General features: G+C 37.3%; 17 protein-coding genes. 8 read left to right on the top strand and 9 right to left on the bottom strand.

Annotated features, from left to right (window positions below):
• The first annotated feature begins 80 nt into the window (after window positions 1-80).
• Entirely contained in the window at window positions 81-1484 is a 1404-nt protein-coding gene (locus PVV66_RS01655) for a DEAD/DEAH box helicase (protein WP_273718640.1), read from the top strand.
• A gap of 59 nt (window positions 1485-1543) precedes the next feature.
• Here the strand turns inward: PVV66_RS01655 and gltX (PVV66_RS01650) are convergent, their stop codons facing one another.
• The 7 genes from gltX (PVV66_RS01650) to PVV66_RS01620 all read right to left on the bottom strand — a co-directional run bounded on the left by gltX (PVV66_RS01650) (window position 1544) and on the right by PVV66_RS01620 (window position 11730).
• A complete protein-coding gene (gene gltX, locus PVV66_RS01650; protein WP_273718638.1) occupies window positions 1544-2917 on the bottom strand; it encodes a glutamate--tRNA ligase in 1374 nt (457 codons plus the stop codon).
• A 10-nt stretch (window positions 2918-2927) separates the two neighbouring features.
• Window positions 2928-4589: an NAD+ synthase gene (locus PVV66_RS01645; RefSeq protein WP_273718636.1), complete on the bottom strand. Its 1662-nt coding sequence runs from the start codon at window positions 4587-4589 to the stop codon at window positions 2928-2930.
• 127 nt (window positions 4590-4716) lie between these two features.
• Window positions 4717-6096, bottom strand: a complete 1380-nt coding sequence (locus tag PVV66_RS01640; protein ID WP_273718634.1) for a class II 3-deoxy-7-phosphoheptulonate synthase — start codon at window positions 6094-6096, stop codon at window positions 4717-4719.
• 71 nt (window positions 6097-6167) lie between these two features.
• Window positions 6168-7559: a glutathione-disulfide reductase gene (gene gor, locus PVV66_RS01635; RefSeq protein ID WP_273718632.1), complete on the bottom strand. Its 1392-nt coding sequence runs from the start codon at window positions 7557-7559 to the stop codon at window positions 6168-6170.
• A 202-nt stretch (window positions 7560-7761) separates the two neighbouring features.
• On the bottom strand, window positions 7762-8319 hold the full coding sequence (locus PVV66_RS01630) for a DUF2059 domain-containing protein (protein ID WP_273718631.1): 558 nt from the start codon (window positions 8317-8319) through the stop codon (window positions 7762-7764).
• Between the two features lie 98 nt (window positions 8320-8417).
• Window positions 8418-9122: a ribose-5-phosphate isomerase RpiA gene (gene rpiA / locus PVV66_RS01625; protein ID WP_273718630.1), complete on the bottom strand. Its 705-nt coding sequence runs from the start codon at window positions 9120-9122 to the stop codon at window positions 8418-8420.
• 331 nt (window positions 9123-9453) lie between these two features.
• Window positions 9454-11730: a ComEC/Rec2 family competence protein gene (locus PVV66_RS01620; protein WP_273718629.1), complete on the bottom strand. Its 2277-nt coding sequence runs from the start codon at window positions 11728-11730 to the stop codon at window positions 9454-9456.
• A 112-nt stretch (window positions 11731-11842) separates the two neighbouring features.
• On the opposite strand from PVV66_RS01620, the gene gltX (PVV66_RS01615) reads away from it, so the two are divergent.
• The 7 genes from gltX (PVV66_RS01615) to PVV66_RS01585 all read left to right on the top strand — a co-directional run bounded on the left by gltX (PVV66_RS01615) (window position 11843) and on the right by PVV66_RS01585 (window position 20005).
• On the top strand, window positions 11843-13273 hold the full coding sequence (gltX, locus tag PVV66_RS01615) for a glutamate--tRNA ligase (protein WP_273718627.1): 1431 nt from the start codon (window positions 11843-11845) through the stop codon (window positions 13271-13273).
• 277 nt (window positions 13274-13550) lie between these two features.
• Entirely contained in the window at window positions 13551-14846 is a 1296-nt protein-coding gene (gltA, locus tag PVV66_RS01610; protein WP_273718625.1) for a citrate synthase, read from the top strand.
• An 807-nt stretch (window positions 14847-15653) separates the two neighbouring features.
• Window positions 15654-16406: a transporter substrate-binding domain-containing protein gene (locus PVV66_RS01605; RefSeq protein ID WP_273718623.1), complete on the top strand. Its 753-nt coding sequence runs from the start codon at window positions 15654-15656 to the stop codon at window positions 16404-16406.
• A gap of 487 nt (window positions 16407-16893) precedes the next feature.
• Window positions 16894-17646 carry a transporter substrate-binding domain-containing protein gene (locus tag PVV66_RS01600; protein WP_273718621.1) on the top strand — a complete coding sequence of 251 codons (753 nt, stop codon included), beginning with the start codon at window positions 16894-16896 and terminating at the stop codon, window positions 17644-17646.
• Between the two features lie 78 nt (window positions 17647-17724).
• Window positions 17725-18447 carry an ABC transporter permease gene (locus PVV66_RS01595; protein WP_273718619.1) on the top strand — a complete coding sequence of 241 codons (723 nt, stop codon included), beginning with the start codon at window positions 17725-17727 and terminating at the stop codon, window positions 18445-18447.
• Window positions 18444-19151 carry an ABC transporter permease gene (locus PVV66_RS01590; protein ID WP_273718618.1) on the top strand — a complete coding sequence of 236 codons (708 nt, stop codon included), beginning with the start codon at window positions 18444-18446 and terminating at the stop codon, window positions 19149-19151. The genes PVV66_RS01595 and PVV66_RS01590 overlap by 4 nt, the downstream gene beginning before the upstream one ends.
• A gap of 80 nt (window positions 19152-19231) precedes the next feature.
• Entirely contained in the window at window positions 19232-20005 is a 774-nt protein-coding gene (locus tag PVV66_RS01585; RefSeq protein WP_273718616.1) for an amino acid ABC transporter ATP-binding protein, read from the top strand.
• A gap of 20 nt (window positions 20006-20025) precedes the next feature.
• Here PVV66_RS01585 and lpxB read toward each other — a convergent pair whose 3' ends face one another.
• Together lpxB and PVV66_RS01575 are read right to left on the bottom strand one after the other, a co-directional pair.
• A complete protein-coding gene (gene lpxB / locus PVV66_RS01580) occupies window positions 20026-21222 on the bottom strand; it encodes a lipid-A-disaccharide synthase (RefSeq protein WP_273718614.1) in 1197 nt (398 codons plus the stop codon).
• The gene (locus tag PVV66_RS01575; RefSeq protein ID WP_273718612.1) at window positions 21215-22087 is read right to left on the bottom strand and encodes an LpxI family protein; all 873 of its coding nucleotides are present in this window, start codon (window positions 22085-22087) and stop codon (window positions 21215-21217) included. Before PVV66_RS01575 ends, lpxB begins: the two co-directional genes overlap by 8 nt.
• Window position 22088: the final 1 nt, after the last annotated feature.

Genomic DNA, 22088 nt, shown 5'->3' with positions numbered 1-22088 from the left:
CACTCTTTAAGAATAGAGAATATTAGTTGTACTTATCATTGAGATAGCGAAGTTAAAAGCACAGAGCAATTGATAAAAAAATGATACCATCTTTGAATAGTTTTGATGATTTAGGTCTCTCCGCAAAGGTTATTAGTGCAGTAAAGTCAGCGGGATATACAATTCCAACACCTATTCAAAGTGAAACAATTCCTCATGTCCTTCAAAGAAAAGACGTTCTAGGAATTGCTCAAACAGGAACGGGTAAAACCGCCTCTTTCGTATTGCCTATGCTCACTCTCCTTGAAAAAGGTCGTGCAAGAGCACGAATGCCCCGTACGCTCATCTTAGAACCAACACGGGAAATTGCAGCTCAAGTTGAAGAAAATTTCGATAAATACGGAATAAATCATCGTTTAAATGTTGCTCTTTTGATTGGTGGGGTTTCTTTTGAACACCAAGATCGTAAACTTGAACGAGGCGCTGATGTGCTTATCGCAACACCAGGACGTCTTCTTGATCATTTTGAGCGTGGTAAATTGCTCCTGATGGGCGTTGAAATCCTTGTTATTGATGAAGCTGATCGCATGTTGGATATGGGCTTTATTCCTGATATTGAACGTATCTGTAAACTAACCCCTTTCACGCGTCAAACTTTGTTCTTTTCTGCAACAATGGCGCCAGAAATTACAAAGCTAACGAAACAATTTTTACATTCTCCTGTATCCGTTGAAGTTACAAAAGCATCCTCAACAGCGACCACAATTACACAACGGCTTGTCAAATCTGGAAATAAATCATGGGATAAAAGAGCGGTTTTACGAGAGCTTATCCAAAACGAAGGTGCAGAACTTCAAAATGCAATTATTTTCTGTAATCGAAAGAGAGATATCTCTGAACTTTTTAGATCGCTCGTCAAACATAACTTTAATGTAGGGGCGCTTCATGGAGATATGGACCAATATTCACGCATGAATACCCTAGCCGATTTTAAGAATAATAAGCTGACACTTCTGGTTGCTTCAGATGTTGCTGCCCGTGGACTCGATATTCCAGCGGTAAGTCACGTGTTTAATTATGATGTTCCTACACATGCTGAAGACTACATCCATCGAATTGGTCGTACAGGGCGTGCAAATCGTCGTGGAAAAGCTTTTACAATCGTCACGAAAGCTGATCAAAAATATATTGATGCCATTGAGGAAATGAGTAATGAAAAAATTGAATGGCTCAATGGAGATCTCTCGACTTTAATAACCAATGATCAAACAGAAGATCATGTTGTCAAGACAAAATCTTCACAATCATCAAAGAAAACTGCTTCAAAAGAGTCTATTGCTCACCCTAAAAAAACTGTAAAAGAGAATAAAACAGATTATATCAAAAAAGTGAAGGGTAAAGAAACACCATCCGAGCAACAGCGCCTTCGAAAAAATAAGAATTACGCTCCCCTTGGATTTGGTGATGATATTCCTGCATTCATGCTCATAAAAACGAGTAGATAACCCTGCGTTTTACTCTCTGTAAGCGTAAAATAAATAAAAAAGCTTTTAAAAAGTTGCTCTTATTTCCTAGAGAGTCTTTCTATTACCTTTTCACGCCCTAAAAGCTGCAAAAGCTTTCCCATTTCAGGTCCATGATCCACGCCCGTAAGTGCTTGACGTAATGGCATAAATAAAGACTTTCCTTTCCTCCCCGTTTTTTCTTTTAATGCCATCGTCCAAACTTTCCAGCTTTCATCCTTCAAGACACCTTTAGGTAAGAAATTGAGCGACTGCTGCACAAATGCGCGATCCTCTTGTGCCACTGTATCAAAATTCTGTTCATCATGAATGATTTTCCACCACAAGACAGCCTCATTGACTTTATCAATATTGCTTCTTATCGCATTCCAGAAATACTCCGCCTTTTCTCCTTCAATAGAAAGATTTTTAAGGCGCGTTTTAACGTCCTCATAATTTAGTTCATGAACAAGATGACTATTCAAAGTACAAAGATCAGCAATATCAAATTTTGCAACTGATTTTGATGTATCTTGTAAATTGAAATGTTCTAAAAGTGCTTCTTGATGGGGATAGGGATGTACATTTTGTGATGTTCCAATTAAAACAGCAAGACACTGAACGGCTATTGATTCAAATCCTTCTTCTCGTAGAGAACGAATAGAAAGATCATTATTACGTTTTGAAAATCCTTTTCCTAAAACTGTTGCCAATAAATTGGTATGACCAAAAACAGGTAATTCTGCATCAAGAGCTTTAAAAAGAGCAATCTGAACACCTGTATTTGTAATATGATCATCACCACGAATAATATGTGTAATGGCCATATCGACATCATCCACAACAGATGGTAATGTATAAAGATAGGTTCCATCTTCACGAATAAGCACAGGATCTGAAAGAGAAGCCAAATCAATCGTCTGTTTTCCCTTTACGGCATCATTCCAGCAAACTTCTGTTCGCTTTGTTTGCAAAGGATTATTTTCAAAATTAGGAAGAAGAAAACGCCAATGGGGCTTGCGACCTTTTAATTCAAAGTTTTTTTTGTCTTCTTCTGTTAACTTCAATGCTGCACGGTCATAAATGGGAGGTAGTTTGCGTGAAAGCTGGATTTTCCGACGCCGCTCTAATTCTTCCGCTGTCTCATAACAAGGATAAAGAAGACCACGTTGTTTGAGAATTTCTGCCACCTCGTCATATCGACTAAATCGCTTAGATTGGTAATAAATTGCATCTGGTTGAATACCAAGCCATTCAAGGTCAACAGCAATAGCATTGATATATTCTTGTTTAGAACGCTCAACATCTGTATCATCATAGCGCAAAATAAATTCTCCCTTATGCGCTCGTGCATAAAGCCAATTGAACAGGGCACTACGGATATTGCCAATATGAATATAACCTGTTGGAGAGGGAGCAAAACGAACTTTAACCATAAAAGAATACTCAACTTTTATCACGAAAATGATTGACTATGGGATAACGACGATCGCGTCCGAAATTCTTGTAACTGATTTTTACACCGGGTGCAGATTGTCGTCTTTTATATTCAGCACCATAAAGAAGCTGTTCAATTTTCTCAACAGTTTCCCTCAAATACCCACGTTGAACAATATCATCAATACTCATGTCATTTTCTACAAGAGATTGCAAGATATCATCTAGAATAGGATAAGGTGGTAGAGAATCTTCATCTTTTTGATTTTCCCGCAGTTCTGCAGAAGGTGCTTTTTCTATAATATTGGATGGAATGACAATTCCTTCTGGGCCCTTTAAATGGTGCAAATAATTTTTATTACGCCACTCAGCTAAGGCATAAACCTGCATTTTATAAATATCTTTAAGAGGATTAAACCCGCCATTCATATCACCATACAGTGTTGCATATCCCACAGCCATCTCTGACTTATTGCCTGTTGTTACCACCATTGAGCCAAATTTATTTGAAAGAGCCATTAAAAGCGTACCGCGTATACGACTTTGAAGATTTTCTTCCGTCACATCAGGTAGTAGCCCTAAAAAAAAAGGTGATACTATATTTAAAAAAGTCTCAACAGCTTGCTCAATTGGTATGATTTCATAGTGGCATCCCAAAAGATCGGCACATTCTTTGGCATCTTTCAATGATTCTTGTGAAGTATAACGATAAGGCATCATAATGGTGCGAACTCTCTCAGCACCAAGAGCATCTACCGCCATTGCTGTACACAGAGCTGAATCAATTCCTCCGGAAAGACCAAGAATAACATCCTTAAAGCCGTTTTTATTAACGTAATCTTTCAAACCTAAAACACAAGCTTGATAATCAGCCGCTACCCCATCGAGAAGACTTTCATTAGGGCCTGAAACACAGTGCCACCCTGTCGTTTTTCGTTGCCAATGACTTACAGAAATATGACTTTCAAAATGTTTCATTTGAAATACCATTTTGCCTTGACCATTCAAGGCAAAAGAGCCTCCATCAAAAACCAGCTCATCCTGACCACCAACTTGATTAGCATAGATAATCGGCACTCCAGATTGAAGTGCATGCGCATGAACAACTTCTATCCGCTTTCGTATTTTATTATGATAATAGGGAGATCCATTAAGAACCAGAATCATCTCAGCACCTTTATTGCTAAGTTCTACACACACAGAGGAATCATTCCAAATATCTTCACAAATCACTATCCCCAATTTTATCCCATGATAATTAATCGGCTTAGGACGCGGTCCAGAAGAAAATAGACGCTTTTCATCAAACTCAGCATAATTAGGTAAATCAAACTTCAAGCTTTCAGCAATGACTCGTCCTTCATCAAGAAGCATGACACCATTGTAAATATTGCCATTACGTCTTAATGGAAGACCAATAATAATTCCTGGTCCGCCTACGGTTATTTTTGCTAATTTTTCAACAGACTCTTCACATGCTTTCGTAAAAGCAGGTTTTAGAACAAGGTCTTCTGGCGGATAAGCACTTATAAAAAGCTCTGTGAATAAAACAAGGTCAGCCCCCTCTTCTTTAGCCTTTTGATGCGCCATAACGGCTAGAGAAAAATTTCCCCCAATATCACCGACAATAGGATTTAATTGGGCAACTGCGACCCGAAAGTTATTTTTCATAAGCCTTTGTATCACTTCATCAGTTTGGCAACCACAACTTTATTCCTCATTATCGGAAATACTCCTTTTTAAAAATTCTTTATCTGCCATAATGATCTAAAATAAAAAATGTCAGACAAATTTTTGCCTACTCACCAACAGCAAGTGCTAATGGATCAGTTACACGTTTTTTTTTAAGGAGTTCAGCAACAAGAAAAGCTAATTCTAACGCTTGATCTGCATTTAGTCGTGGATCACATTGCGTATGATAACGATCAGATAAATCATCTACAGAAATAGCATGCGCTCCTCCCGTACATTCAGTGACATCACGACCTGTCATCTCGATATGAATGCCTCCTGGATAGGTTCCCTCTCCATGATGCACTGCAAAAAAATTCTCTACTTCTTTTAAAACATAATCAAAGGGACGCGTCTTATAACCATTAGCAGTAATGGTATTGCCATGCATTGGATCACATGACCATATAACCTCACGCTTCTCGCGTTCAACAGCATGGATGAGTTTAGGCAGATAACTTTCAACCTTATCATAACCAAAGCGCGTAATAAGAGTAAGACGCCCCGGTTCGTTTTCAGGATTTAAAATATCAATTAATTTTAAAAGCTCGTCCGGCTCAATAGAAGGACCACACTTTAATCCTATAGGATTTTTAATGCCGCGACAATATTCAACGTGAGCATGGTCAATCTGACGTGTGCGGTCACCAATCCATAACATATGACCAGATGTTGCATACCAATTTCCTGAAGTTGAATCAATCCGCGTCAAAGCCTCTTCATAACCAAGCAAAAGCGCTTCATGACTGGTATAAAAAGATGTTTCACGCAACGAAGAATGCGTTTTGGATGTAATCCCTATGGAACGCATAAAATCAATTGCTTCAGAAATACGCTCTGCTAATAATTCATAACGTTCCCCCTGCGGACTGTTAGAAACGAAACTCAACATCCATGTGTGAACATTTTCTAAATTAGCATAGCCACCTTGTGAAAACGCACGCAATAAATTAAGTGTTGCCGCAGATTGGCGATACGCCATAGACATCCGTTGCGGATCTGGAATACGAGAACCGGCTCCAAATTCAATGCCATTAATAATATCCCCCCGATAAACAGGAAATTCAATTCCTTCTTTTCTTTCTATATCAGAAGAGCGGGGCTTTGCAAATTGACCAGCAATACGACCAATTTTAACAACGGGTTTAGAACTACCAAAGGTTAAAACAATCGCCATTTGCAAAAATACACGAAAAAAATCGCGGATATTATCAGCTTCATGTTCTGCAAAGCTTTCGGCACAATCACCACCTTGCAATAAAAAAGCCTTGCCTTGCGCAACAGCTGCTAATTCATTTTTTAAATCACGTGCTTCACCGGCAAAAACCAAAGGAGGATAGCTCCTCAGCTTTCGTTCTACATCTTCTAACATAGACTTATCCGGATAAGTCGGAACTTGTTTAATTGGCCGTTTTCTCCAAGAGTTAGGCGCCCATTCTTTTATCATTACACTCTCTCTAAAAATGAAGTTTCCAAGCCTGCCATATCAAAAACTTTTTACCACACTATGAATGTTGTTTAATTTTCTATTTTCTTCCCATTTTCATATATATAACTTGGTTTATACATCGTTACCAATTCTTCTGCCATTGTTGGATGCACTGCCATCGTTTCATCAAAGATATCCTTCGTCAGTTTGCCCTTAAGAGATATGCCAATAAGTTGTGCCATCTCACCAGCATTTTCTCCTAAAATATGAGCGCCTACAACAATACGGCTTTCACCATCAACAATGAGCTTCATAAACATTTTCTCTGAACTACCAGACAGAACATTACGCATAGGACGAAAGACTGTACGATAAATTTCAAGATGCTTATAACGCTGTATTGCCTCTTCTTCTGAAAGACCTACCGTCCCAATCTCGGGCTGTGAAAAAACTGCTGTTGTAATTAAATCATAATTAGGTTTTGTGGGAATATTCTCAAATGCTGTCTTAACGAAACACATTGCATCATGGATCGCAACAGGTGTTAATTGAATATGGCCCGTTACATCTCCTACAGCCCAAATATGGGGGATATTTGTTGTCATTTTCTCATCAACAATAACACCACCAAACTCATTAACTTCTATACCTGCCCTCTCAAGTCCTAAACCCACTGTATTGGGCATACGCCCCGTGGCTAACATAACTTGATCAGTGTTGATCGTTTGCCCGTTTGATAAAAGAACATCATAACAATTTTCTGCCGCCTGCACTTTAGAAATTGTTACTCCATAGAGAATAGAAATCCCTTTTTCAATCATTGCATCGTTGAGCAATTGCCGCAAATCATGATCAAAATCACGGAGAATTAAATCACCACGATGAAGGAGTGTTGTTTTTACACCTAGCTCATGAAAAATATTAGCAAATTCAACACCAATATACCCTCCACCAACAATGACTATTGATTTTGGGAGTTCATCAAGATCAAAAATCTCATTAGAAGTTAGGCAAAAATCACCGCCTTCTATGGTCGTATTTGTTGCAACTTTTGCCCCCGTTGCAATCAAAATTTTTTCCGCCCTTACTCGCTCACCCGTAGCACAAAGCTCTAATGTATGATCATCGATAAAAGTAGCACGACTTTCATAAATATGCACATTGTTATTTTCTAACCCCTGACGATACAGTCCTTCTAATCTTGATATTTCTTTATTTTTAGCCGCAACCAACTTTTCCCAGCTAAAAATTGGATCCGCATATTTCCACCCAAAACCAACGCTTTTCTTAAATTCTTTTGCATATTGTGAAGCATAAACATAAAGCTTTTTGGGAACGCAACCACGAATAACACAGGTTCCCCCTATACGATATTCTTCTGCTATAGCGACACGCTTACCAAGACCTCCAGCAAGCCGTGCTGCACGCACCCCACCAGAACCACTTCCAATAACAAATAAATCAAAATCAAAAGAGCCCACGAACTATTCCTTCTCATATATCTGCAACGATAGGCTAAGGTCATTTATTATCAAATGAAAGTCTTTTTTCTTTTAAAGGAGCATTTTTCTATAAAGAGTAGTCTAAAAGGACAGACTCTTAATTAAAATACTAAAAACGGCGGAAAAACCGCCGCTCTTAAAAAATCAGAAATTGCCGATCTCTGTCATGATATCAATCAAGTTATTTTTTATTTTCTGAAGCTTCTGATTTTGTAGGCATTGTAGAATTATTCAAATTAAGTGTTTCAGACATCTCTTTTTTCACATTTTCTACAAGATCCTGCATAAGAGCAGAGCGCCATACATCAAATGCGGAATAGGAATCACGTGCAATATTGGGAACTTCTGTTAAAAACTTTTTACCGGTATCAGAATTATAAAATGCTGTGATTGCATCAAGCTCTTTTTGAGTAAAATATTTTGCATACACATGAGCAATCTCTTTTTCTAGATCCGAGCGCCTTTTAATTAAAGCAAGCGCCTGCTTATCAACGATATCAGAAATAGCTGTTGCCAAATTCGGATCATCACTGATCAGTTCATTTTTTAAATCTTGGACTGCATTTGGTAAAAAACTATCAAATTGATCCGTTGCATGAATGGCCCTAATCGCCTTTCGGGCAGAATCTAAATGTTGATCACTCACACCTTGTGCATGAACCATTCCAATATTCACAAAAAAAATGGCAATTGCACCAAAACATACGAAAAAACGCTGAAAAGAAAATATTATTCTCATTTTAATGATTACCCCAATCGCTAATTATAATTTAAATTCGTTATTCTACTCAAAATCTTTTTTTATTCTGCTAACATATCACAATGTAAATGTCTTTTCTAAAAATCAAATGGTTCTAAAACTTTTATTTGACCATCCGCCATAGCGACAATTGCACGTGAAGCCAACCCCAAAAAAAGACCATGCTCAACAACACCAGGAATGGCAAGAAGCGCATCTGATAATAATTTAGGCTGCAAAATGCATCCCCAAAATGCATCAAGAATAAAATGGCCACCATCTGTTTTAAAAGGATTTTTTCCATTCATTCGCAATGTAATTTCTCCAGAAAGTCCTAAATCATCAGCGACTTTTTCGATGGCTTTGCGTGTTGTATGGACACCAAATGGATTCACTTCAATCGGTAGTGCAAAAGCACCAAGTCTTTTGACCATCTTTGTTTCATCAGCAATGACAAGCATTGTACGAGATGCCGATGCGACAATTTTTTCATACAATAATGCTCCCCCTCCCCCTTTAATGAGCATCATCTCAGGACCAATTTCATCTGCTCCATCAATATCAAGATCCAGTTCAGGTATTTGTTCTAAAGTGCTAACAGGCACTCCAAACTTATGACAAAGTTGTTCAGAATATCTTGAAGTAGCAACACCAGTCACCCGAAGACCATCCGTAACACGCTCACCAAGAAGACGAATAAATTCATTAACAGTTGAACCAGATCCGATACCAAGCCGCATATCATCTTCAATAAATTCAAGCGCCTTAACAGCTGCCCTTTTTTTTAACTGCTGAACATCCATAAATGACTTTACCTTTTATCCGCAAACAACATTTATCACCACGATTACTACCAATAACAATGATAATAAAAGGCAGCCTCTTGACTCAATTTTTTAAATTTAACCGTCATCTTTTTTTGAAGAGATGTTACTCGTTATAGAAATATATGATAAGAATAAAATAGAATAATCAACAATTATCTTTTTTATTTTTTCAAAAAAAATTGTTGGTATTTCTCTCATTCACAATAAAATTGATAAACTGATCAATTAAAAAACGCAAAATATATCAGAAAAATCTTCTCTTATTTTTTTTCTATCAATTATCCAGATATGAAAAAAACGCGATAAATTATATGTTTTTTTGTAAATGCTGTCTGTGCATATTCCATGGTCTATGAAATCCTAGCGAAGACCAAATAATATCCCCATCTTTAGTCATCATAACGCTTCCTCTTGATAATAATTGCCGGGGAGTAAATATTATTTTTGCCCTCTTGTGACATGTTGGAGTATGCATTACAAATGTCTGAATGAGGATATCTGCCTCTATGCAGTGATCTATTTCTCCACGTAAAACGATAACTTTTAATCCATTCTCTAATAAGGATGTACAGACATAGTGATCACAAATAAATTGTCCGTGAAACGAAGGTCCATACCTTGTTGATTTAATCGTTTCATTCAAACGAAATGACTTTTTCCATATGGATGTCGTAAACTTAGAATGATGATAACGATCAATATATAATTTTTTATCCTGGATAACGCCCACAAGACGCATATTATCTGCTATAATCAATTGTACAGGTGAATGCGTGATACAAATAGAAATACCAGCCAAAATAAAAAGACTAAAAAAAAGCCTGATGGGTGTTTTGCAAAAAGTCAGTCCAACCAAGCCTATACTCAATAAAAGCAACGCAGACAACGGCATAAAACCAGGATTCAAATCAGGAGAAATAGCCTTGATAGCGTGTGCAATCTTTATCACAAGATCAACACCAAAACCCATAATTTGAAGGGGAAGCCATTCGACACCTCCTAACATTGCCAGAACTGCGATTAAGCCAAAAGGAATGACGAAAATAGAGATGATAGGCAAAGCAAAAGCATTACTGATAACGCTCAAAGATGCCGTATTAGAAAAATGATAAGCAGCATAAATTCCACTTGCACTCCCTGCTACAAACGAAGACGCACATGTCGAACATATTGATAAAAAAGCAAAATTTATCACTCCCCCTCCAACATAAGAGGAGACTGTTTTTCTTTTACGAAAAAGTGACCTTCTGCTCCACCAATCAAAAAACGCAATCAAAGCTGCCGTCGCAGAAAAGGACATTTGAAAGCTAGGGCCTAATATTTCATGGGGCCTAATTGCTAGAGTTATCAACCCCGCAATAGAAAAATTACGCATTGTTACAGCCGAGCGATTACACAATATAGCAACCAACATAACAGCAATCATCACAAAACTTCTTTGCGCTGATATCGCTAAGCCCGACAAGAGCAAATAAAAAGATGTTATCATAAATGCAACGATAGCAGCAAATTTTTTACTGGAATAATAGGAAGAAAAAACTGGAAAAAATGCTAAAAAACTACGGATACTCAAAAGAACTAGACCGCTCAACAGAGCCATATGTAAACCTGATATTGACAAAATATGCGCTAATCCAGCTTTACGTAATGCTTCATTTGTCTCACTTGAAATCCCAGCACGCTGTCCTGTTATGAGAGCCGCCGCAACACTCCCCTTTTCTCCTTCAAGCGCTATATGGATTCTTTGCGTCATCTTCAGGCGTAAATTTTCAATTTTCTGTAGAATGATAGCGAATATTCCATCAGGTTGCGAAACGGATATTTTTTTTGGTTTTCCTAAATAAACGCCTTGAGCCCCAATTCCTTTAAAATAATTATGAAAACTAAAATCGTAGCCTCCTGGACGCACCGGCCCAGAAAATGCACGAATCTTAGCTTTCCCATACAAGCCATCACCAATTGCTAATCCAGATGGCAAATATCTTGCCGATAAACGAATACGATGAAGACTATGGCGTAATATGGGCTTTTCTGTACTCAAAACATCCACGACTAAACGAAATCCCCCTTTGGTAACTGACTCAATAGAAACAATTCTTCCCGTCAATGTGGTGACAATGTCACTGCTTAACATGGGTGTTGCAATACGCCATGTTTCTATTTTTGCCGCCAAAGCCCCCAATACGATACAAAACAAAAATCCCGTAGGAATCCATACTTTTCGATAAAAACGTGTAATATAGAATATTCCTAGAAAGATGCCGATCAATGCCCCCAATTGTCCCCAACTTGGCTCCTGTTCTAAATGAAAATAAAAAATGATTCCTAGGGAAAAAAAGACTAAAATCAGCGAAAAAAGGATCCCAAAAGAAACCTCTTTATTGATACAATCCGCTAACCATTGTCTCATAAAAATGATTGCTTCTTTTAAGAACGTCAATAAAGAAAGTTTTTGTTGGCTATAACTGCCATTCTTTGCATCATCATACCTAGAAAAAACATCCTGCTCTATTTGACAGGCGCCTTTTCTTTCTGTAGCAGATGTTACGAATAAACCCTCTTTAACTTTATTTTGATTAAACATCCGCCCCCCCACTTTAACTTGCAATGCATCTATTGCACACCCCATCACCTATGCTAACATAACCTTTCTATAAAATTCCATAAGTAATATCTCAATTTAAAGGAAAATATTCGTGTCTGTTATTACTCGTTTTGCTCCCTCCCCCACAGGCTTCCTTCATATTGGTGGCGCTCGTACTGCTCTTTTTAATTGGCTTTATGCAAAACATACCGGTGGGAAAATGCTTCTACGCATTGAAGATACAGACCGAGAGCGTTCAACAGAAGCAGCTGTAAAAGCCATTATAGATGGCTTGCAATGGATGGGGCTTAGTTATGATGGTCCCCCTATTTCGCAATTCGAACGTGCAGAACGTCACCGCCAAATCGCCGAACAGTTGGTCGAAAATGGTAAAGCATATTATTGTTATGCCTCACCTGAAGAGTTAGCTGAAATGCGTGAAAAAGCCCGTGCAGAAGGACGCCCACCACGTTATGATGGACGTTGGCGTAACCGTGATCGTTCTGAAGCTCCTCAAGGTGTCAAACCTGTTATTCGTATCAAAACCCCTGAAGATGGAGAAACGATTGTACACGACCGTGTTCAAGGTGATGTTCGTTTTCCTAATAAAGATTTAGATGACTTTATTATTTTGCGTTCTGATGGTTCGCCTACCTATATGCACGCTGTTGTCGTTGATGATCATGATATGGGGGTTACACATATCATACGGGGTGATGATCATCTAACCAATGCAGCCAGACAAACGATCATCTTTAAAGCGATGGGATGGGATATTCCTGTTATGGCCCATATTCCTCTTATCCATGGTGAAAACGGTGCAAAATTATCAAAGCGGCATGGTGCACTCGGTGTTGATGCTTATCGAACAATGGGATACCTTCCTGCTGCTTTGCGCAATTACCTTGTCCGTTTAGGGTGGAGCCATGGTGATGACGAACTCATGTCACTTCAAGATATGATTTCTTGGTTTGATATTGAAGATATTAACAAAGGTGCTGCTCGTTTTGATCTCAAAAAGCTCGATTCCATCAACGGACACTATATGCGCATGAGCAATGATGCAGAACTTTTTGATGCCGCTCTTGATATTCTACCAGAAACCGATGGGGGAGCACAAATCATTGAAAGACTTGATGAACAACGCCGTGTTCAATTTTTCAAAGCCATCCCACATTTGAAAGAACGTTCAAAAACACTGTGCGAACTGATTAACAATGCCTCCTTCATTTTTACGCAACGACCATTACAGCTTAACGAAAAAGCACAAATGCTCTTAGATAAAAATGGACAAACCATTTTAAACGATCTTTATCTTGCCCTGAAAGCTTGCCCCTCTTGGGATACAAAAAACCTCGATGAAACGCTTCGCTCTTATATCCAAACACAGAATCTCAAATTTGGATCTATCGCCCAACCACTTCGTGCAGCTCTTACAGGATGTACCACATCGCCAGGTGTTTTGGATGTTCTTATTTTATTGGGACGCGATGAATCTCTTCATCGCATCAAAGATCAACTTATCACAACAATAGGTTCATGATATGTACTGAGTATATCTCCTCAAATGGGCATCTATGTAGACATCTCAACACAATCTAAAAGAGTTTTTTTATCTTATATCATTGAAATACAGTTTTTATTGAGTAATAATGATTAATAAGGAAATATTTTTGATTGCATGTCCTCACTTTTAGAGGCAATCTGCCCTTAATATAAGTAAGAAAAATAAGTAAAAAAGCTTCAGTTATTATATATCTCGCACTCTGATGAAGCAGAGTCTTAATTTTTAGAAGAAAAGGATCTGAAAGGAATACCGAATGTCTGAGAATAACGCACATATTATTGTGAATGATAAAAAAGTAGAGCTTCCCTTGCGTAAAGGCACGAGTGGACCTGAGGTCATCGAAATTGCTTCTCTCTACAAAAAAACCGACATTTTTACTTATGATCCTGGTTTTACTTCAACAGCTTCTTGTGAATCAAAAATTACTTATATCGATGGCGATAAAGGGATATTGCTTTATCGTGGATATCCTATCGACCAATTGGCTGAAAAAGGAGACTTTCTCGAAAGTTGTTATCTTCTCCTTTATGGGGAACTCCCAACACAGCAAGAAAAAAATGACTTTGATCGATGTATCATGCAGCATACCATGGTCCACGAACAGTTTGCGCGCTTTTTCCATGGCTTTCGTCGTGACTCACATCCCATGGCCGTCATGGTTGCCTGCCTTGGCGCTATGTCTGCGTTCTATCACGACTCTATTGATATTACAGATCCTCACCAGAGAATGATCGCTTCTGTTCGTCTTATCTCAAAAGTTCCAACACTTGCTGCTATGGCCTATAAATATAGTATTGGACAAGCATTTGTTTATCCACGCAATGATCTGAGTTATGCTGCAAATTTCCTCCGTATGTGTTTTGCTGTTCCTTGTGAAGAATATAAAACAAACCCTGTGCTTGCTCGGGCAATGGATCAAATCTTTATCCTTCATGCTGATCATGAACAAAATGCTTCTACATCTACAGTACGTCTTGCTGGATCATCGGGTGCTAATCCGTTTGCCTGTATTGCAGCAGGTGTTGCATGTCTTTGGGGACCAGCACATGGTGGTGCCAATGAAGCATGTCTAAAAATGCTACAAGAAATAGGTTCTATTAAAAGAATTCCTGAGTTTATTGCACGTGCAAAAGATAAAAATGATCCTTTCCGCCTTATGGGCTTTGGTCACCGTGTCTATAAAAATTATGATCCACGTGCAAAAATCATGCAAAAAACCTGTCATGAGGTGTTAAAAGAGCTCAACATTCAAGATGATCCACTTCTTGATATTGCAATAGAACTTGAAAAAATTGCCTTGAGTGATGAATATTTTATTGAGAAAAAGCTTTATCCCAATGTTGATTTCTATTCCGGTATTACATTAAAAGCTCTAGGCTTTCCAACGGAAATGTTTACTGTTCTTTTTGCATTAGCGCGCAGTGTCGGATGGGTAGCGCAGTGGAAAGAAATGATTGAAGATCCTGCACAAAAAATTGGTCGTCCTCGACAACTCTATACAGGCCACCCTATGCGTGATTATGTTCCTATAGATAAACGTGTAAATTAAAGAAAGAAATCAATAAAGCTTCAGTAAACTGAAGCTTTATTGTAAATGATTTAAAAAACATCCTTTAAAACTTTTACAAAGTCTGATTTAAAAACTCTTTCTACAGAAATAACAGCATCATAAAAGTTTATAAAAAAACTCTAAGCTTTGGCTCTTTCAATAAATTGAGAATATTCTTTTAAAATGAGTCAAAAGGAAATTAAAAATTCTTACCTTATAATTCTCATTATCTTTAATGAAGCATACTTCCTATCATTCCTTCATGTTTAAAAGCCTTATTGTGTATTTTAACTTGCAATGTTAGAATTATTTTATTCTCTAATCTTCGCAAATAAAATTGCAAAAAGCTTACCTAAAGTGCTTTTTTACCATGCCAAAAACTTTTTATTCTCTTGAATCAATTAGAATAAACATGAAATGTCCTCTTAAAATTTCTACCCCAAATGACACTTTTCTATAGGAAGCATTATAAAAATCACTTTATTTTGATATTCTTTAATATCGAGGCATTTCATACAAGAGCTGAAATTTTCTTTGTATTTAAACGAATAGTTTTTCTTTTAAAGATAATTAATTGATTTTAAAAAAACTATTAAAACTCATCTCTTCATTAACGAGAATTTGCCTTCTTGCCTGTATTTCTCCCTTCATATTAATACGAACAAATCATTTTTTTGACATTAATATCCAGCGTAATGATAATAAAATGGAGGCAGATAAATTTTTTACATTGCTCCCAAAGGGCTTACGAATTATAAAAATGTCTCATGGTTTCATATTTGCCTGCTTATTGAATAGGAGAACATAATGAAGTTATTAGCAAGAGCTCTTATAATAAGCGCAACACTGTTTACCTTATCAGCCAATTCTCAAACGCTGAAAATAGCAAGTGATGCTTCCTACCCACCGTTTAGTTATATTGACTCAAATAACGAGCTCCAAGGGTTTGATATTGATATATCTTATGCACTTTGTAAAAAAATGAATGTTGAATGTACCATTGTCACGCAAGACTTTGATGGAATGATACCCGGCCTTCTGGCCAAGAAATATGATGCTATTGTTTCTTCCCTTTCTCCTACAAAAGAGCGCTTACAAAAAATTGATTTTACCGGTCCTTACTACAACACAGTACTTGCTGTCATTGTTACCAAAGATTCGGGAATTAAAGAAATCTCAACACAAGCCTTTAGAGGTAAAAACCTTGGTGTACAATCAAATACAACACAAGCTGCATATGCGGAAGATCATTATGCCTCTGAAGGCGTGAATATCAAACTTTATCCTACAGCAATAGAAGTGAATCGTGATCTTTTAAGCCATCGGCTTGATATCATCATCTTTGATAAATTAAAGGCATTAAATTGGCTTGAAAATGAAGGAAAAGATTGTTGTAAGCTTCTAGGAACATTAGACGAAGTAAAATTCCCTGTCGCAATTGCACTCCGTAAAAATAATAATGACCTTAAAAACAGCTTTAATAAAGCAATAGAAGCGATACGCACCGATGGAACCTATGAAAAAATTATGAGAAAATATTTTACATCCGATATCGATTAAATATCACTATCAATTAAAATTGAATCTTTTCAGAAAAGATCTTTTGACTTGTTGTTGAACAGGAAAAAAATGTTGGAAATTCAGAATTTTCATAAGAAAAATTTACATTTATCAAAAAATTAATTTTTAATGTTTCTCGATAGTTAAATGTTTATGAAATCTAATGGCAACAATGAGATTGTATTTTTATCTTATCTAAATCTAATTTTTTATGTTCAAATTGAATAGCCTTATTCTTAAAGAAAAGCCCTCAGTTTTTACTTGTGAAATGATGTAAACTTATCATTTCATGAAATTTAATCGTCGTACAGCAATAAGATGTTTATTCTTCTTTAAATTAATAAAGAAGATAATTTTTTGATAATAATGCCCAGCATAATAATCTAAAATAAACACTGATAAATTTTTGCATTGCTCCAGAAAAGCTTACAGATTATAAAAACGTAGACGACTTCATATTTGCCCGCTTATCCAATAGGAGAATATCATGAAACTATTCGCAGGAGCTCTTATAATAAGCGCCGCGCTATTCACCCAATTGGCTGATGCGAAAACGTTAAAAATCGCGAGTGAAGGCACTTATCCTCCCTTTAGCTATATTGACTCAAATAACAAACTACAGGGATTTGATATTGATATATCTTATGCACTTTGTAAAAAAATGAATGTCGAGTGTACGATTGTTACGCAAGATTTCGAGGGAATGATCCCTGGACTTATTGCAAAAAAATATGATGCTATCGTTGCTTCCCTCTCTCATACACAAGAGCGTTTACAAAAAATTGACTTCACAGATCCTTACTACGACACAGCACTGGCTGTCATTGTTACTAAAGCTTCGGGGATTAAAGAAATCTCGGCACAAAGCTTTAGAGGCAGAAATCTTGGTGTGCAATCAAATACAACACAAGCTGTTTATGCAGAAGATCATTATGCCTCTGAAGATGTAACAATCAAACTCTACCCTTCCACAATAGAAGTGAATCGTGATCTTTTAAATCATCGACTTGATGTAATTATTGTTGATAAATTACAAGCATTAAATTGGCTTAAAAATGAAGGAAGAGATTGCTGTCTCCTCTTAGGTGCTTTAGAAGAAACAAAATTTCCTGTTGCAATTGCCCTGCGTCAAAACAATAATGATCTTAAAAATAAGTTCAATGAAGCAATAAAAGAAATCCGTTTGGATGGAACTTATGAGAAAATTATGAAAAAATATTTTACAAGCGATGTTTATTAAATATCCCTATGATATTTAAATGAAAACCACCGTTTATTTCTAAAAACATTATCTAACTCTTTCATGAGGAACACAAGAATGATTGAAAATTTAGCATTGCTATCATTTAGCAATGGTGGATGGGGAACGGTGATACTTTCTAGTGCAGGAATGACATTGTCATTGGCGTTATGTTGCGGCCTTCTAGGACTTCCTCTAGGACTTTTAAATGCAGTGATGATTCGATCCAATATTAAGATGGCTAAAGCTATAGCACGTCTTTTTTCAACGGTGTTTCGTGGGCTACCAGAGCTTTTAACCTTGTTTTTAGTGTACTACGGATTACAAAGCCTTATTCAAAATGTCTTTGACTATTTTAATCTTGAAGTCATGTTCAGTATCAATGCTTTTGTTGCTGGTGTTCTTGCATTGAGTATGGTTCTTGCCGCTTTTTCTTGTGAAGTTTGGCTTGGAGCCTTCAACATTTTTGATAAAGGTCAATATGAGGCGGCCAAAGCCTTAGGCCTTTCACGGTCAACCACATTCTTTCGTATTGTCTTTCCTCAGCTCATCCGAAATGCCTTGCCAGGGCTTTCCAATAATTGGCTTACTTTACTGAAAGATACATCCCTTGTTTCAACCATCGCGCTTGTTGATCTCATGCGACAAACGAATTTAGCTGTCGCTGCGACCAATGAACCCATGCTATTTTATCTTGTCGCATGTTTACTTTATTTATTATTTTCAGCATTTTTTGCTGCAATCTTACGCCATTTAGAAACATACACTCAAACTGGTTATAAAAAGGTACTAAGTCAATGATTCCTGAGTGGCTTTATTTCCTTTTTAATCCTGATCTTTTAAGCCGTTATGGGCCAAAATTTATTAATGGCTTTATTGTTACTGTTGAGCTTGTTTCTATTTCTTGTTCTCTTGGTTTTTTCCTTGGTATGCTCATCGCTTTTGCACGTTTATCAAAGAATACGTTTTTACAATATTTTGCAAATTCTTATGTTTATTTTTTCCGCGGCTCTCCTTTGTTAGCCCAACTCTTCCTTTTTTATTATGGGCTTGGTTCAATGAACAGTTTTTGGCAACAGGTTGGTCTATGGTGGTTTTTTCAAAACGCGTGGTATTGTTGTCTTTTTATTTTCACACTCAATTCTGCTGCTTATCAATCTGAGATCTTTAAAGGAAGTTTTCTATCCGTAACAAATGGGCAACGTGAAGCATCAAAAGCTTTAGGTCTGAGCAATTCTGTCATATTTTTTAGAGTTATTCTTCCACAAGCAATGATTGTCGCATTACGCCCCCTAGGAAATGAGTTGATTTTAATGATTAAATCGAGTGCCATTGCCTCACTTGTTACTGTTTATGATTTAATGGGGATTGCCAAACTCACTTATTCACGTACATTCGATTTTCAAGTTTACGTTTGGGCCGCTCTTATCTATCTTTTTATTGTTGAACTCATTCATCGTTTTATCGTTTTTCTCGAACATCATCTCACGCGATATTTACGGTAAAATACAATGATCATAAAAAACTTTACCAAACCAAAATGTTGAATTAATCAATTTATTCATCAATGAAAGAATAAAACAAGATGAATTTGGAAAATAATCAATCGATCTCTCCCAGTAAAAACCCTGTGATCTCCATTCGAAACCTCAATAAATGGTATGGAAACTTTCAGGTCTTACACGATATCAACTTTGATGTTCAAGCTGGTGAACATATCGTTATTTGTGGACCATCCGGATCAGGAAAATCAACGTTAATTCGTTGTATTAACCAATTAGAACAAGCACAAAAAGGTTCAATCTGTATTCATAACGTTGATATCAATACCGCTCCTCTACAACAGCAAAAAGATGTTCTGCGAAAAATAGGAATGGTTTTTCAGAACTTTAATTTATTTCCCCACATGAGCGTTATACAAAATTGTATTTTAGCCCCTATGACCGTTCAAGGACTTTCCAAACAACAAGCAAAAGAACGGGCAATGCGTTACTTAACGCATGTCGGTATTGAAAAACACTGTGATAAATACCCTTTACAACTTTCTGGTGGACAACAACAGCGTGTTGCGATTGCCCGTGCGCTTTGTATGGAACCGGAAGTTATGCTTTTTGATGAACCCACTTCAGCTCTTGATCCGGAAAGTGTGGGAGAAGTTTTGGAAGTGATGGCTCAATTGGCCGATACAGGAATTACAATGCTTTGTGTTACCCATGAAATGGGATTCGCACGGAAAGTCTCAGAAAGAATACTCTTTCTAGAAAATGGAAAAATTGTTGAAGATACCGCCTCTGACAAATTTTTTACCACCCCTAAAAGCCAACGTGCCCGTGATTTCCTTGCTAAAATTAAACATTAGTCATCAAAATATTGCTTCATTTATACAATTTTACCCCTGCTTTTTAAAAGAGTGATAATTTTTTGCGCACCAACAATTCCCGATGGTACTTCAGTTTTCATTTTCTGTTCTACTATCTCAAAAGCATCGAGTTGGGCCTGGCGCAATAAAGGATTAAATAAAAGTTGTTCTATCTGTCTTGCTAACATGCCAGGACGTATCAGTTCATTCAAATATTCTGGAACAATAGGCTTATCAGCAATAATGTTTGGGAGAGCAGCACTCCATAACATCATTTTAGGAAAAATAAATAATTTAGAAAAACGATCAAGTTTATAGCAAAGAGCCATAGGAATTTTTGCTAAAGCTAATTCAAGTGAAACCGTCCCATGGGCTGCAAGAGCAACATCTGCTTGTGCAAAAGCACGCCATTTTTCATCTTCACCAACAACAATTTCTACTTTGCTTTTCCAGCCCTGCACAAAGTCACGGATTCTATCAACCAAATGGGGTAACGTTGGTAAAATAATCTGTAAATGAGGAATACGTTGTACAAGAATTTCTACTGTTTCTTGAAAAACAGGCATTAAGGAACGAATTTCTAAATTGCGTGATCCTGGCAAAATAACCAATGTAGACGATGATGTTTGTTGATCACACAAATTTCTTTGTTCTACTTGGCGCTTTTTTTCTGACTGAACTCTCAAAAGGGGAGGATATGTCAAAAGACGATGTCCAACATAGGTGGTCGCAGGACCTCCTAAATCCCGCATAACCTTTTCTTCAAAAGGAAAAACCGCTAAAACATGATCAACAAATCCGCGCATAGCTTTTGCACGCTCTGGCCTCCATGCCCAAACGGTTGGTGCAATATATTTAATAATCGGAATAGAAGGCGCTAGAGCGCGTACCTTTTTTGCAACACGATGTGTGAAATCAGGACTATCAATAATAATTAAACAATCAGGTTGTTCTTGTGCGATAAATTTGGATAAATTGCGAATATGGAGCAACAACAACGGTAATTTTTTCAACACCTCCTTTAAACCTATTAAAGCAATATCATGAGAATCAAAAAAGCTTTTTAAACCTAATGCCTTTAGGTGCCTCCCCCCAACACCAATCAAATGAGTGTTGCATCCTATTTGTTGTGATAAACAAGAAATTAAATCCGCCCCAAGCAAATCACCAGATTCCTCACCTGCAACCACAGCAATCTTTAAGAAACAATTATTCATGATCAAACTTTTCAAATGTTTCTATAAATAGAGAATATTTGTTGGCTTTTTCTATTGTTGTTTTCACCGATAATATGAGACTTCTATTTGCCTCTACCGCAATACCAGATAAACCACTCTTTGCAATATTCATTATTGTCGCGGGCCCAATTGATGGCAAATCAACGCGATTATCCTGTTGTGGCTTTGCACATTTAACAAGAACACCACCTTTAGGGGGGATTTGCCCTCTTTCTCGCATTTCACAAACACGCCACAACATATTATCAGTTCCCTCAGCGCCCTCCAAAGCAACCACCCTTCCTTGAACAACGACAACGGCTTGCCCGATATCCAATTGACCTAAAAGCTTTGCTGCTTGTGCTGCTAAAAAAATATCTTTCTTCTCTTTTTGCGTCGCACGCCGTACCGTTAAATTAAATTCTATGGGAGCTAAAAGATCTGGGACTATTTCGTGAGCACCGATAACACAAAAACCATGCGCTTCAATAACCCGTATAAAAGCTTTTAATAACGCATCATCCCCCTTCCTCAAAGCTCCGATTAACTTAGGAAGCGCTAAAAATGTTGTCCAGTCTAGTCGCAATTGTGTAAGAAGTGGTCGCTTTTTCACACCACCTGCCAAAACAACATTATAAACTCCAGCCTCTTTTAAGATTTTAATGAGTCGCGCTAACTCTACAATTGATAGCTCGCAATGCTCATAGCGATAAAGAACAGAATCTGCCTCACCATGCAAAAGCACAAGAAAAGGATTCCCTCCGTTCTTCTCAAGAACCTGCGCAACAGTAATCGGTAAAACACCACTTCCTGCTATAATAGCAGTACGGCCGGAAAGAAAATTTCTGGCACCCCAAATAGGCATT

Origin of the sequence: Bartonella sp. AU16XJBT (genome assembly GCF_028618665.1) — a bacterium.
GTDB lineage: Bacteria > Pseudomonadota > Alphaproteobacteria > Rhizobiales > Rhizobiaceae > Bartonella.
The sequence above is the reverse complement of the archived record's forward strand: the minus strand, read 5'-3'. Positions and strand labels throughout refer to the sequence as shown.